The sequence below is a fragment of the Mycobacterium sp. TH-M15 genome (assembly GCF_057473705.1).
The window spans coordinates 1-12395 of record NZ_JBYCLB010000109.1; the positions used below are offsets into that span (position 1 = coordinate 1).

Sequence of the window (12395 nt, forward strand, 5' to 3'; positions counted from 1 at the left end):
CTTCGGCCGGGTGCGCCCGGACCAGAAGCGGGCCATGGTCAACGCCCTGCAGGCGCACGACCACGCGGTAGCGATGACCGGCGACGGCGTCAACGACGTGCTGGCCCTCAAGGACGCCGACATCGGGGTCGCGATGGGCGCCGGCAGCTCCGCGGCGCGGGCCGTCGCGCAGATCGTGTTGCTGGACAACAAGTTCGCCACTTTGCCGCATGTGGTGGGCGAGGGCCGGCGGGTGATCGGCAACATCGAGCGGGTCTCGAACCTGTTCTTGACCAAGACGGTCTACTCGGTGCTGCTGGCGCTGCTGGTCAGCGTCGTCGGCGTGGTGTCGGCGCTGTTTCACACCAAGCCGCTGCTGTTCCCGTTCCAGCCGATCCACGTCACCATCGCGGCTTGGTTCACCATCGGCATCCCGTCGTTCATCCTGTCGCTGGCGCCGAACACCGAGCGGGCGCATCCCGGATTCGTCCGGCGGGTGATGACCGGAGCGCTGCCGTCCGGCCTGATCGTGGGGGTCGCCACCTTCGCCAGCTACCTGGCGGCCTACCGCGGCAGCGAGGCGACGCCGGACCAGCAGACCCAGGCGTCGACCGCGGCGCTGATCACCCTGCTGGTGACCGCGATCTGGGTGCTCGCCGTGGTGGCCCGGCCTTATCAGTGGTGGCGACTTGCCCTGGTGGTGGCGAGCGGCCTGGCCTATCCGGTGATCTTCGCCATCCCGCTGGCGCGGGAGAAGTTCATGCTGGACCCGTCCAACATGGCGATGACGCTGCTGGCGCTTGGCGTCGGAGTGCTCGGCGCCGCGGCCATCGAGGCGCTGTGGTGGGCGCAGGGCGCGATCCTGGGTGACGAGCGGCGACTGTGGCGGCGATAGCGGCCGGTACCGGTGTTCCCGGCACACGGTATCGTCGGCAGCCATGGCGAAACTCTCCGGCTCGATCGACGTGCCGCTGCCGCCCGAAGAGGCATGGGCGCACGCGTCGGATCTGTCCCGCTACAAGGAGTGGCTGACCATCCATCGGGTGTGGCGCAGCGTGCTGCCCGACACCCTGGAGAAGGGCACCGTCATCGAGTCCATCGTCGAGGTCAAGGGCATGCCCAACCGGATCAAGTGGACGATCGTGAACTACAAGCCGCCGAACACCATGACCCTCGACGGGCACGGCGTGGGCGGGGTCAAGGTGAAGCTGCTGGCCAGGGTCACCCCGAAAGACGACGGCTCGGTGGTCAGCTTCGACGTGCACCTGGGCGGCCCGGCGTTGTTCGGACCGATCGGCATGCTGGTCGCCGGGGCGTTGAAGGGCGACATCCGCGAATCGCTGCGTAAGTTCGTCGCCGTCTTCGCCCCGGCCTGATTGGCCGCGGTATCCGATGCGTGCGGGCAGGCTGGTCGCGCTCTTCGCGGCGCTGCTGTCGATCGCGGTCTGGCTGCCCTGGCTGACCAGCTCGGCCGACGGTGGCGGCCACGCCAACGCGATCGGTGGCAGGGTCGGCAGCGTGGCGCTGCCGCCCCGGTTCGGCGCCGGTCAGCTGATCGTGCTGTTGTCGGCCGCCCTGCTGGTGGTCGGCGCGATGGCGGGCCGCGACCTGTTCCGCAGGCTGGCGTCGGTTGTCGCGCTGGTCGTCGCGTTGCTGATCGCGGGCCTGATCGCCTGGTACTACCGCCAGTACGTCGCACCGCCGGTCGCCGCCGGCTACGGGCTGTATCTCGGTGCCGCTGGTGCGGCCGGCGCGCTGGGCTGTTCGGTGTGGGCGCTGGCCGACTCGGTGCTGGCCCGGGACGCCGGTCGGCCGATCCGCGGCTAGCCGACCGGCTGGGCCTCGGGGAAGGTCCACTTCCCGGAGAGGACCTGCGGGGCCGGGCGATACAGCCGGACCAGGTAGTTCCACCCCGGGGTGATCGGCAGGCAGTTGGGCGTCTCCGTCTTGCAGTCACCGAACCGAACGGTCACCGAGCCGTCCTCGGACTTCTGCGCGGTGACGCTGTTGACCGAGTAGGCCTGCTGCGGGTTCGGGCTGAAATAGCCCTCCTTGTTGTAGACGGTGACCGACCAGAAGTCCTTGACCGGAACGTCTTTGACGGTCAACGCGTAGAGGGTCTTGCCGTCGTTGGACGTCGGGGTCACGTTGAGGTAGAGCGCGTCCTTCTCCGGGTTACCGCCCCAGGCGGCGGCCGCGCCGATCAGGTGGCGGACCGGGTCGGTGTCGGCCGGGGCGCCGAACATCCCCCGGCTGTCCGGGACGGTCTCGGCCAGGCTGAGCAGCGCGGCGCGGACCTTGGTCATGGTGGCCGGATCCCACCGGGGGATGTCGAAGGTGCCCGCATTCTCCTGGTGCACCTCGATTGCGTCCTGCAGACTGCGCGCGGCGGCCAGGTCGGCCGGATCGTTCGGGTTGACCAGGGTGCGCACCGCGACCAGCACATAGCGGGTGCCGACGCTCTTCTGGTTCAGGGTGTGCACGCCCTGGCCGTAGAACACGTCGGTGACGTACTCGTCTTCGCTGATCACCTGCGCGGACATGAATCGCTCGCCGCAGTCGGGCAGGGTGATCGTCGCCGGGGACGACTGCAGGTCGAACACGGCCGCCGAGTACAGCGTGTCCCGGTTCGGGCGGACCACCAGCTGGTTGTCGACCGGGGTGATGTCCCGCAGGTGGAAGAAGCGACCGAAGCCGTTCTCGTTGACCACCTGGGCGAATTCGGCGTCGGATTCGGCACGCACGTAGTTGTCCGCCGAGACCAGCACCAAGCCGTTCGGGGTGCTGCGCGGCGTCTCGTCCAACAGCGGATTGGTGCCGGTGTTCGTCGCCGTCACACCGCACCCCGACGAGGCCCACACCGCCGCCGCCATCCCGGACGCACACAGCCATCGCTTCGACATGCAGCGGAACTTACCTGCCGCGGATCGGAATATCCCGGAACTGGACGGTTCGGACGTTGTCCTGGTCGATCCTGCGCAGCGTGGCTATACCGCAGGCATTCCGTATTCGTTCAGGACGAGGGGGCCCTTGCCGCAACCGACGGACCAGGTGGGCCCGAGTACGACGCTGACTTCGCCCGTATGGGGGCTTCCCGGCATCCAGTACCCGCACAAAGGGGTCCTCTACCATCGGACCGAAGCCGGTCCCGCCGTGATACACCTGCTGGTAGAGCGTGCCGTCGGGATACGGCTCGCCGTTGCAGGTGGTGGGACTCCGCCAGCCGGGGCACCAGTTCGCCGGCCCGTCGGGCATGTGGGGATCGCCTCCCGCCCACCCGGCGGGCCCTCCCGGGTGAACAGTCTGACACCGCAATCCGTGGCATGTGTGGGTTTCGACGCGCCGCGCTCGTCATGCCGGGAGCGTCCGCCGAAACGTCAAGCATCACCCGACGTAATACAACCGACAGGGTGCCCCTGGCAGAGTGCCCCCGGCAGGATTCGAACCTGGTGAGATATACCCTCTGAGCAGGGCAGAGGGAAACATATTCCCAGGTAGAGGTATGTGTTCTGCGTAGTTCTGTGTAGCTGGATATAGACTCTATTCGGTCCGTATTCGGTCCAGAATTGCTCCGAGGGAGGCACCAGCTCATGCCACGTCAGACGAAGCCCACGCAGCGGACTCGGCGCGACTTCGGTCAGGCCCGGCAGCGGTCATCGGGCCGGTGGGCGGCGAACTACACCCACGAGGGACAGTTGTGGCGGGCACCGGCGACCTTCCCGTCCAAGGACACCGCTACGGCATGGCTGGTGGCCGAGCGGAAGCTCATCGACCTCGGCACCTGGACCCCGCCGGGGGAGCGGGTGGCGAAGCGAGCAGCCAAGAAGCTGACGCTGGGTGACTACGCGAAGAAGTGGCTGGCGGGCAAGACCAAGCTGGCCCGCCGCACTCGTGATGGGTACGAGGGATTGCTTGACCGGCTGATCGTGCCGGAGTTGGGTGACCTCGTGCTGGCCGAGGTCACACCCGCCGTGGTGCGGGATTGGTTCGCGGGTCTGGGCACCGAGCATGAGACCCGTAACGCTCACGCCTACGCGGTGCTCAACGGCATCTTCAACACCGCTGTGTCCGACGACCTGATCGACAAGAACCCGTGCCGGGTCAAGGGTGCTGCCCAGGTGAAGCACGCGAAGCGGTCAGTGGTGCTGCTCGACGCCGTGCAGCTCACCGAGCTGGCCGAGGCGATGCCCGAGGAGCTGCGTCTGGCGGTGTTGCTGCCCGGCTGGTGCGGCCTGCGCCGGGGCGAGGTGTTCGCGCTCACTCGTGCTGATGTCGCCGCTGACGGGTCCACGGTGCGGGTGGATCGGGCGGTGACCTACCGGCAGGGCAAGTACGAGGTCGGGCCGTGCAAGACCCGCGAGTCGCGGCGAGTGGTCACGGTGCCGCCGCACGTCCGGCTCGCCCTTCTCGATCACCTGGAACGGTTCGTCGGCGTGGCACCGGACGCCTTGCTGTTCAGCGACCCGGCGACCGGGAGCTTCCACGGGGAGTGGCAGTTCCGCAAGCCGTGGAACGACGCGAAGGACGCCACCGGCCACCCTGACCTGCACTACCACGATCTGCGGCACGCGGCGGGGGTGATGGCCGCGCATACGGGGGCCACCACTCGGGAGGTTATGGGACGGTTGGGACACACGTCGCCGAACATGGCGATGCGGTACCAGCACGTCGCCGCTGGGCGGGCCGAGGCGCTGGCCGACCGGCTCTCGGACCTGATGGGCGTAAGCGGTACCGGCGACACGCCGTAGCGATACTCAAACCAGCGGTGCTGCAACAATTCTCACTCAGCCAAACGGAATGTGACGGAGTTGCACCGGCGGCGGGTTAGGGTAGTGGTCAGGTCATAGCCCCCGACCCGCGCAAGCCCAAGCTCCCGCCTTCACGCCTCCCCGCAACCGCAAGCTCAAAGCCTTGGGGGATCACCACCCGCTTGAGGGAGCGCACACCCGTGGCTGGCAAGACCGCGATCACACCCGAGTTCATTTCACTGAAAGACGCCGCTGTCCGTACCGGCTTCTCGCAGTTCATCTTCCGGCAGAAGGTCGCCAGCGGTGATCTTCCCGCCTACCGGATCAGCGACAAGCCCGGCGCGGCTATCCGCGTCAAGGTGGCCGACGTTGACGCGCTGATGAAGCCGTTCATCCCGTCCGAGGTGTACGGCCACGCTCGGCCTGCGTCGGCAACTGCGTAATCCCTGTCCTCACAGTCGATTCCACGACCACCGAGGGCTACCCGGCCCCATACGCAGCAGTGCGGCCCCTACCCAACTGGGGGACCGCACCACCGACACAGAGAGACACGCCAATGTCTGTTACCGAGAATACCGCCGTCGGCGGTGAAGACCAGTCAGAACCGGCAGCCCACGTCACGGGCGCGCACCTGCTCGACCTCGCCGGTAAACCCCGCTCAACGAGGCTGCGTGCCCTGTTCGGCGAGGACGTAGCCGATATCATCACCGGCTGGCACACGATCAACCTCGGCCATGGGCGCGGGATGCTCGACTACGACGGCAAGCCGACCAGCGACCCGTTCGTGGAGGAGCTGCTGGCGATCCCGCTGACCGGAACCATCGCCGAGGCCATCACCGCCGATCTCGGGGTCACACTGCCCACCCGTGCACAGTGCCGGATGTGGGCGAAGGCCGACCTCGAATCGGGCGGCGACGGGACCGATCCCGAGGTCGAGCTGGACCGCATGAGGATGACCGCCGACCCCGACGTGTACGCCGCCGCGAACGGCTCCGAGAGACGTATCTGCGGGGTGCCGGAATCGGTCTACAACGCCCTGGAACCCGACGAGCAGGCGAAGGTGCAGGCGGGTGTGGTGATCGCCGCGCCGCAGGCCCCCACGTTCGTGGCCCGGTTCCTGCTGCGCCACACCTACACCGTCCGGCTCAAGGTGCCGGGCACGCGGCGGCGGGCCTGGATGCCGGTAATCGTCCGCACCGGTCAGACCTGGTACGCCTACGAGCGGCCCGCCAAGGGGGAGGCCCCCCGGTGGGTGGTCCATGACGATCCCGAGTGGATGCGGGCGAAGCTGCGCGAGGAGCTGGCCAGGTTCTGGTATGTCAAGACGCACCGCGCCAATGGGCAGGACGTGTACTCGCTCAAGGCGTGGAATCCCGACACCCGCACGCTGGGCATGGTCGAGGACGCGCTGGCCGACCTGGTGAACATCGACTCCGGCACCCATGCCCGCGAGATCGCCGACATCTGGGACCGTACGCACCGCGCCTACCCCGCGTCGGGAACCTGGGTGGCGTGCCGCAACGGGGTAGTCGATGTGACCACCGGAACGCTGCGGCCGGAGACCCCGCTGTGGTTCTCGCTGTCGCGGATCGCAGCCGACTACGACCACTCGGCTGACCCGCAGGACGCGGTGACGTGGCTGAAGGTGCTGGAATCCCAGTGGGACGGCGACCCTGGTGCCATCGACTGCTTGCAGGAATGGTTCGGCTACGTCATCAGCGGTCGGCTCGACCTTCAGAAGTGGATGCTGATCGTCGGTCCCAGCGGCAGCGGCAAGTCGATCATCGCCGAAGTCCTCAGCGCCCTCATGGGCGTGGTCGTGGCGACCAAGCTGGACGCGCTGAACAGCCGGTTCGGGCTGGCGGGGATGTACACGACCGGCGCGCAGCTCGCCGTGCTGGGCGATATCCGGTTCAGCACCCGCGACAGCAGCACCGCTGTGGAGAACCTGCTGAAGATCACCGGGCAGGATGCGGTGACCGTCGAACGCAAGTACAAGTCGGAGGTCTCGGCCAGGCTGGGGGTGCGGTTCCACGGCTCGGCGAACGAGCTTCCCCGGTGGGCGGATGACAGCGCCGCGTTGCAGAAGCGGGCGCTGTTGCTGGAAACCACGGTGGGATTTCGTGGCACCGCCGCTGAAGACCCCGGCCTGAAAGATCGAATCCTGTCCGAGGAGCTGGGGTTCGTGCTGCGGTGGGCGGTGGAGGGGCTGGCCCGCCTGAACGCCAGCGGCGGCAGGTTCTCCCAGAGCTTGCGGGCGGCGGAGCTGGCCGATGAGCTGGCCGAGACCGCCAGCCCGACCCTGGTGTTCGTCCGGGAGTGCTGCGAGCTGGGCGACGACGACTTCGTGCCTGAGGACGCGCTGTTCTACGTGTGGCGTAAGTGGGCCGAGGAGAACAACACCGGGAAGTCGAAGGGCAAGGCGTCATTCAAGCGGGCGCTGAAAGCACTGCCGGACATGAACATCAGGCCGGGCCAGAGACGCCTGGAAGGCCGGGTGGTCTACGGGATCACGCGGGCCGCGACCACCTACATGGACCGCGACCGCTTCGGCCACGAGTTCCCCAAGACCGCCAGCACGGACGACTTCGCAGACACCGCTACCGGGGCCGGGCAGCGCACCGTGCCCGAGCGCAGGAACACCGTCCCGTTCGGGCGGCGGTGACGTAACAAGATTCGACACGAAAACTGGCCGCGCCGGGGTGTAACAGCCCTGGCGCGGCCAGCTTTTCGACCGACGGCGAGGCTGAGAGCCTGCGTGCGGCGGGCCGGACGGGCACGGTAACCGGTTACCGCAGCCCGGTAACCGCTCGGTAACACGGTTCCCAAGATGGTCGGGCGGGCGGCGTACGCCCAGGTGAGGCAGCGTTTCGTCCACCCCTTCCCGCTTCGGTAACACACGTAACCACTTTTTTTCTGAAACTGTTGTGAGGTGGGGAAGGGAGGGGATATTTCCTATCGGAGAGGGAGTTGGGGCGTGGTAACACGGTTACGTGTGTTACCTCAGGTCAGCGACTCGAAGGCGATGTTCGACTGTGTTACAGCGTGTTACACACACAGCCGCCGCGAAGCTGCGCGGCTGTGTGCCGAGGCTGAACCTGATGCCCTCGGCTACACACAGCCGCATACCTCGTAGCCCGCGCCACGACCCTCGGGTCCGATAGCTGAAGTGGCCTCATCGACCCCGTTGCCGGTCGGGCGGAACTGAATGTCTAAGTGGTGCAACCGCGGTCCCCTCCGAACACGGTGTTCTGGTTTGCATCCAATGTCTGCATAATGACTACATGGCCCCCCGAGAGAACCGACGCGACTCGTACTCGCGAGCTGCCCGTGCCGCGCTGATGCGAGCGGCTGGGGCGACGTTCCAGCGGATCGCCGACGAGGAGGGCTACCCCAACCGCCGGGCGGCACAGCTCGCCGTCGAGAGGCACTGGCGGCGGGAAGGCGGTGCCGGTGTCGAATCACAGCGGATGGACGCCTACGGCAGCTATCACCTGGTCAAGTCGCGGATGATGATGGTGATGACTCAGGCTGCCGCCGAGGGCGACTTCGCCGCGACGGTGGCTGCGGGTAAGGCAGCAGCCGACGTGGTATCCCGTCAGGTGATGCTGCTCGGGCTTGCTGTGCCGGTCAGGCAGCAAGTGGACGTACAAGTCACCGAGTCGCCCACCGTGCTGCTCGACCGCTTGGAGACCGCTCTGTTAGAGCGAGCAGCGCAGCAGACGGCCCTACCTCCCGCTGTGCCCATCATCGAAGCCGAGACCGAGGAGCTGGCCTGATGACCACCACCACCGCTGACGACGTGATCCGGGCTGCGACCTCGGTGGCCCGAGACGTGGCCGAGAGCAGGCTGCGGCCATCCGAGCTGGAAGCCGAGGCGCTGCGGGAGCTGTCGGCGCTGTGCGACACCGATGCCGAGCCGGGGTCGGAGCTGGAAGGGCTACAGCTCACGGTAGCGCGCCGCGCCTTGGCGGCGGGCTTGGTGCCAGCGGACGAACTCTCGGAATGGCTCTCGGTGGCCCGTTCCCGCTCCGGGGGCGGTGCCCTATCCGCCGAGGTCTGATCGCTCGGCAAACTCACTGCGGCCCGTCGCGGGCGGTGCCGCGTCTCGCTCCGGTGGCCGTCCTAATTCTTTAGTTATAGGACACCCCGGCGCTCCATCGTGCCATCGTAGCTTGCCGATGCGTTATCCCTGATGACCAGTCCTAAAACACGTCTCACAACGATCTGTCTCGAAAGTGATTCGATGCCGACTTCCGAGATAGGCTCTAGGCATGAGCACAACCACCACCGACACCCCGGCCCCGGCCACCGGCACCTTGCTCGGGTACGCCAGAGTCAGCACCGCTCACCAGTCCCTCGATCAGCAGACGGACGCGCTCACGGCGGCGGGAGTCAGCCCCGACCGCATCTACTCGGACAAGCTGACTGGCACGTCCAAGCGGGAGCAGCGGCCCGGCCTGGCGAAGCTGCTGGACTACGCCCGTCCCCACGACATCATCGTGGTCGTCGGCATCGACAGGCTGGGCAGGAACGCCGCCGAGGTGATGCTGACGATCCGCGACCTCGGGCAGAAGGGCATCACCCTGCGGTCGCTGCGTGAGGGCATCGACACCAGCAACGCGACGGGCCGGATGATCGCGGGCGTGCTCGCCTCGCTGGCCGAGCTGGAACTCGAACTCGGCAGGGAACGGCGGGCAGCGGCTCGGGCGGCGCGCAAGGCGCGCGACCTCCCGATGGGCCGTCCCCGCAAGCTCACCACCGAGCAGGTGCGGCAGGCCGAGACGCTGCGGGACAGCGGCACCCCGGTCCCGGAGATCGCCAAGACGATGGGCGTCTCCCGCTCCACCGCGTACCGGCTGCTCAACGAGGCCGCCGACTGATCCCATCACCACCACGGAAGGGAACACCGAATGAACACCACCACCACCACCGCCGCGACCTTGAGGGACGCTGTGCTCGCCCTGGGCGACGCCGAGATGTTCACCGGGCTGGCTATCCCCGGCCTGACCGGTTCGCTGGCCTTGCGGGCAGGCAGGGCGCAGGAACGGATCGAGTCGGCGCTGGCGGACCTGGCACCGCTGCTCTCGGCGCTGGACCAGGGCGCGGAGGACTCGTGACCAGCTTCGATCTGCCCCAGCTACAGGTACGGGAACTGCTTCGACTGGAAGCGGCGATTAGTGCCGAGCTTAGGCGGCGCGAGCTGACCAGGACGAACAACAATCCGCTTGGCGACATCGCAGAGCAGATCGTGCTACGGGCACGCGGCGGTGTATTGGAACCGAACTCCACCAAGTCGCACGACATCACATCGTCGGAGGGTCGCCGGATTCAGGTCAAAGGGATGGGGGTCCGTTCCGGCGGGGCCGCATCGAGGTTCAGTGCCTTTCGGAGCGACGGTTTCGACTCGGCGGTTTTCCTGGTGTTCGACCAGGCGTTCGACCTTGCCGAGGCATACGAGATGTCAGCCGCAGAAGTCATGGGGTTTCGCTTCATACCCCACGTCAATGGGCGTCAGCCGTCCCTACACGAGGTTCGGAGTCGCGGGTCTGATGTCGTGGCTGAGATGCGACGAGCGTGGGACGCGCTGGCCTACGAGATCGACCAATAGCACCCGGCCCTTTGTCATCGTTCCGGCCCCTGTGCGTCCCCCTGTGGCCCGTTCCTGCTCTCGGTCAGTGAGCCATCCCAGCAACCTGTCTCGGCAGCTCACGGCCTCGCGGAGCTGTGTCTAGTCCACCCTTACGGGTTACCTGAAATATGTTCTGTCCCACCGGGTTAGGTGGGGAACTAGACACGCCGTGTGCTGGCTTCCCCTAGCTGCATTGCACGGTCGGCAGCTAACGTGACCCGCATGAGTTCAATCGTCAGCACGGACCCGGCTTCGCGGTCGGCGGCGTCCTGGGCTGCGCGGCTGGCAGCGTTCAAGTCGCGGGGCGTGGCAGAGACCGACGTGCGGGTCATCGAGTGCCGGGAGGCGCTGGCCTACCACCGCTTGTCGCGGGCCGTGAGCAAGGAATACGGGCAGCTCTCGCGGGCTGGTGCGGATCGGCTTCGGTCTCAGCTCTCGCAGGCGGTGTCCTGAGATGGCGCTGCGCGGGTACTTCGGGCCGCGTGCTGCCACCGCTCCCGCGCGGCCCAAGGTGAAGCGGGACGCCAACGGGATGCTGACCGGCTCGGCGCTGGACGAGGCGCTGGCGGGTATCTTCGGCAGGCCAGATCAGGCCGAGCTTCGTCACCGGCGTCAGGTCAACCTGACGCGGTGGTATCGCGGCCCGGAGTTCCTGCTCAGCGCCGAGGTCGAGGCTATCGCCTCGGAGTTCATCGAGCGCATGGCGTCCGGCCCCGAGCCTGACCGCTGTGTGCGCCGTGTGGTCTCGTTCGTGGAGACGGTGCATACGGGTCTGCACGAGCTGATTTCGGTGGTGGGCAAGGCCGACGCCGAGGAGCGGACCCGGCACCTCGCGGGTGACCAGGTGGAGCGCCGCCGGGCGGTCTCGCTCATCACCGATCTGTTGCCGAGGCCGACGCTCCCCGAGGTCACCGAGGGCAAGATCGTCACCGGGCACTGGGCATCGGACCTCACGGCGCTGGTCTCTCCCGAGCTGGATCAGCAGGTGTCGGCGTGGCTCGCGGCTGGTCTCTGGCCCGCTGCGCCCGCGCTGAACGGGTTGCCCAGTCGGTCGGAGACCCTGGACGCGCTGCTTCGTGAGCATCTGGACCGCCCGGCCTGGGATTTGCGGAAGTCGCTCGACCTGCTCGACCGGGCCATCGAGCACCAGCGGCGTCGGGCAGCCGAGGAGCGGGCGAACGGTGCCCCGGATCGTCGGTCGGCGGCTGAGATACGGAAAGAATTGCAGGACATGGGAATTGAGGTCTGATCGTGACATCTACGCTGCTGCCGGTGCCTTTCGAGGTGCCGCTGGTGAATCCGGCTCCGTCCGGTCTCTACGCGGCGACCAACTGGACCGACGAGTCGGACCCGCTGCGTTGGCTTGCCTCCGGGGTGCAGTTCCGCCCGCACAATTATGGCGGTGAGTCGGCGTTCGGGGTCTGGGCTGCGGCCTGGAACGCCGGGCCGGACGACCTCACGGCGTCGGACATCAAGACGGGCACCCGGCCCGGAATCCCGGACCCGTTCGATCCGATCACCGTGTGGGCGTACGACGAGTGCGACGTGACGGCTCCGAGTCAGGCCGAGGTTCGGGTGCGTGCTCAGCAGAACCTCCGGCTGATGGAGCAGAACGCGGTGGAGCACGAGTTCGCGGCTCGGGCGCTCATCGACGCTGGCTCTCCGGGTGCGGCGACGGACATCGTGGCGGCGGTGGCGAAGATCGAGGCTGCGTTCGCGGCGACGAACACGGTGGGGCTGATCCATGCCAGCCCGGTCCTCGCGGCTCCGCTGGCGTCGGCTCTGCTGGCGGTGCGTACTCCGACCGGGCTGCGTTCCCCGCTCGGCCATGCGTGGGTGTTCGGCGGCGGCTACGTGGCCGGTCTCGGCTCGAAGCTGGTCGGCACCTCGCCCACCTTCGGCTGGCGTGGTGAGGTCGCGGTGCGCGAAACGGTTGAGCCCTTGAGTTTCGCAGTTACGGGGCAGCTGTGACGGATGTGATTGAAGTTACTTGAGCGTGTCGGCGTGACCTTGCTGTGACTATGACGAAGCATCGG

General features: G+C 67.4%; 15 protein-coding genes. 14 read left to right on the forward strand and 1 reads right to left on the reverse strand.

Translation table 11 applies throughout. The features are described from left to right. The 3 genes from AC2VNT_RS02750 to AC2VNT_RS02760 all read left to right on the forward strand — a co-directional run. Window positions 1-874: HAD-IC family P-type ATPase (locus tag AC2VNT_RS02750; protein WP_486945398.1), on the forward strand; the 874-nt coding region annotated here is incomplete at its 5' end. Between the two features lie 43 nt (window positions 875-917). Continuing rightward, a complete protein-coding gene (locus tag AC2VNT_RS02755) occupies window positions 918-1355 on the forward strand; it encodes a type II toxin-antitoxin system Rv0910 family toxin (RefSeq protein WP_486945399.1) in 438 nt (145 codons plus the stop codon). Window positions 1356-1371: 16 nt separating this feature from the next. Beyond that, a complete protein-coding gene (locus tag AC2VNT_RS02760) occupies window positions 1372-1806 on the forward strand; it encodes a hypothetical protein (RefSeq protein WP_486945400.1) in 435 nt (144 codons plus the stop codon). Here AC2VNT_RS02760 and AC2VNT_RS02765 read toward each other — a convergent pair. Then, window positions 1803-2882, reverse strand: a complete 1080-nt coding sequence (locus AC2VNT_RS02765) for a DUF1214 domain-containing protein (protein ID WP_486945401.1) — start codon at window positions 2880-2882, stop codon at window positions 1803-1805. The two genes, AC2VNT_RS02760 and AC2VNT_RS02765, sit on opposite strands and share 4 nt — an antisense overlap. Before the next feature lie 687 nt (window positions 2883-3569). Here AC2VNT_RS02765 and AC2VNT_RS02770 point away from each other — a divergent pair. The 11 genes from AC2VNT_RS02770 to AC2VNT_RS02820 all read left to right on the forward strand — a co-directional run bounded on the left by AC2VNT_RS02770 (window position 3570) and on the right by AC2VNT_RS02820 (window position 12330). Further along, window positions 3570-4727, forward strand: a complete 1158-nt coding sequence (locus AC2VNT_RS02770) for a tyrosine-type recombinase/integrase (RefSeq protein WP_486945402.1) — start codon at window positions 3570-3572, stop codon at window positions 4725-4727. A 200-nt stretch (window positions 4728-4927) separates the two neighbouring features. Next, on the forward strand, window positions 4928-5170 hold the full coding sequence (locus AC2VNT_RS02775) for a MerR family transcriptional regulator (protein WP_486945403.1): 243 nt from the start codon (window positions 4928-4930) through the stop codon (window positions 5168-5170). Window positions 5171-5472: 302 nt separating this feature from the next. After that, entirely contained in the window at window positions 5473-7392 is a 1920-nt protein-coding gene (locus tag AC2VNT_RS02780) for a phage/plasmid primase, P4 family (RefSeq protein WP_486945404.1), read from the forward strand. A gap of 619 nt (window positions 7393-8011) precedes the next feature. After that, window positions 8012-8506, forward strand: a complete 495-nt coding sequence (locus tag AC2VNT_RS02785; protein ID WP_486945405.1) for a hypothetical protein — start codon at window positions 8012-8014, stop codon at window positions 8504-8506. Beyond that, window positions 8506-8790 carry a flagellar hook-length control protein gene (locus AC2VNT_RS02790; RefSeq protein ID WP_486945406.1) on the forward strand — a complete coding sequence of 95 codons (285 nt, stop codon included), beginning with the start codon at window positions 8506-8508 and terminating at the stop codon, window positions 8788-8790. Before AC2VNT_RS02785 ends, AC2VNT_RS02790 begins: the two co-directional genes overlap by 1 nt. Window positions 8791-9001: 211 nt before the next feature. Continuing rightward, window positions 9002-9610 (forward strand): recombinase family protein, encoded by a 609-nt coding sequence (locus AC2VNT_RS02795; protein ID WP_486945407.1) that lies wholly within the window; start codon window positions 9002-9004, stop codon window positions 9608-9610. Between the two features lie 30 nt (window positions 9611-9640). Continuing rightward, the gene (locus AC2VNT_RS02800; RefSeq protein ID WP_486945408.1) at window positions 9641-9847 is read left to right on the forward strand and encodes a hypothetical protein; all 207 of its coding nucleotides are present in this window, start codon (window positions 9641-9643) and stop codon (window positions 9845-9847) included. Further along, window positions 9844-10338 (forward strand): hypothetical protein, encoded by a 495-nt coding sequence (locus AC2VNT_RS02805; RefSeq protein WP_486945409.1) that lies wholly within the window; start codon window positions 9844-9846, stop codon window positions 10336-10338. Before AC2VNT_RS02800 ends, AC2VNT_RS02805 begins: the two co-directional genes overlap by 4 nt. A gap of 243 nt (window positions 10339-10581) precedes the next feature. Then, complete coding sequence (locus AC2VNT_RS02810) at window positions 10582-10812, forward strand: hypothetical protein (protein ID WP_486945410.1); 231 nt, start codon at window positions 10582-10584, stop codon at window positions 10810-10812. A 1-nt stretch (window position 10813) separates the two neighbouring features. Further along, window positions 10814-11608 (forward strand): hypothetical protein, encoded by a 795-nt coding sequence (locus AC2VNT_RS02815; RefSeq protein WP_486945411.1) that lies wholly within the window; start codon window positions 10814-10816, stop codon window positions 11606-11608. Window positions 11609-11631: 23 nt separating this feature from the next. Then, on the forward strand, window positions 11632-12330 hold the full coding sequence (locus AC2VNT_RS02820) for a hypothetical protein (RefSeq protein ID WP_486945412.1): 699 nt from the start codon (window positions 11632-11634) through the stop codon (window positions 12328-12330). Window positions 12331-12395: the final 65 nt, after the last annotated feature.

Excerpts from the sequence above, each read along its gene's own strand:
- AC2VNT_RS02770 (WP_486945402.1), top strand. The coding sequence starts at position 3,570 with ATGCCACGTCAGACGAAGCCCACGCAGCGGACTCGGCGCGACTTCGGT.
- AC2VNT_RS02795 (WP_486945407.1), top strand. The coding sequence starts at position 9,002 with ATGAGCACAACCACCACCGACACCCCGGCCCCGGCCACCGGCACCTTG.
- AC2VNT_RS02755 (WP_486945399.1), top strand. The coding sequence starts at position 918 with ATGGCGAAACTCTCCGGCTCGATCGACGTGCCGCTGCCGCCCGAAGAG.
- AC2VNT_RS02785 (WP_486945405.1), top strand. The coding sequence starts at position 8,012 with ATGGCCCCCCGAGAGAACCGACGCGACTCGTACTCGCGAGCTGCCCGT.
- AC2VNT_RS02765 (WP_486945401.1), bottom strand. The coding sequence starts at position 2,882 with ATGTCGAAGCGATGGCTGTGTGCGTCCGGGATGGCGGCGGCGGTGTGG.
- AC2VNT_RS02790 (WP_486945406.1), top strand. The coding sequence starts at position 8,506 with ATGACCACCACCACCGCTGACGACGTGATCCGGGCTGCGACCTCGGTG.
- AC2VNT_RS02780 (WP_486945404.1), top strand. The coding sequence starts at position 5,473 with ATGCTCGACTACGACGGCAAGCCGACCAGCGACCCGTTCGTGGAGGAG.
- AC2VNT_RS02760 (WP_486945400.1), top strand. The coding sequence starts at position 1,372 with ATGCGTGCGGGCAGGCTGGTCGCGCTCTTCGCGGCGCTGCTGTCGATC.
- AC2VNT_RS02810 (WP_486945410.1), top strand. The coding sequence starts at position 10,582 with ATGAGTTCAATCGTCAGCACGGACCCGGCTTCGCGGTCGGCGGCGTCC.
- AC2VNT_RS02800 (WP_486945408.1), top strand. The coding sequence starts at position 9,641 with ATGAACACCACCACCACCACCGCCGCGACCTTGAGGGACGCTGTGCTC.
- AC2VNT_RS02815 (WP_486945411.1), top strand. The coding sequence starts at position 10,814 with ATGGCGCTGCGCGGGTACTTCGGGCCGCGTGCTGCCACCGCTCCCGCG.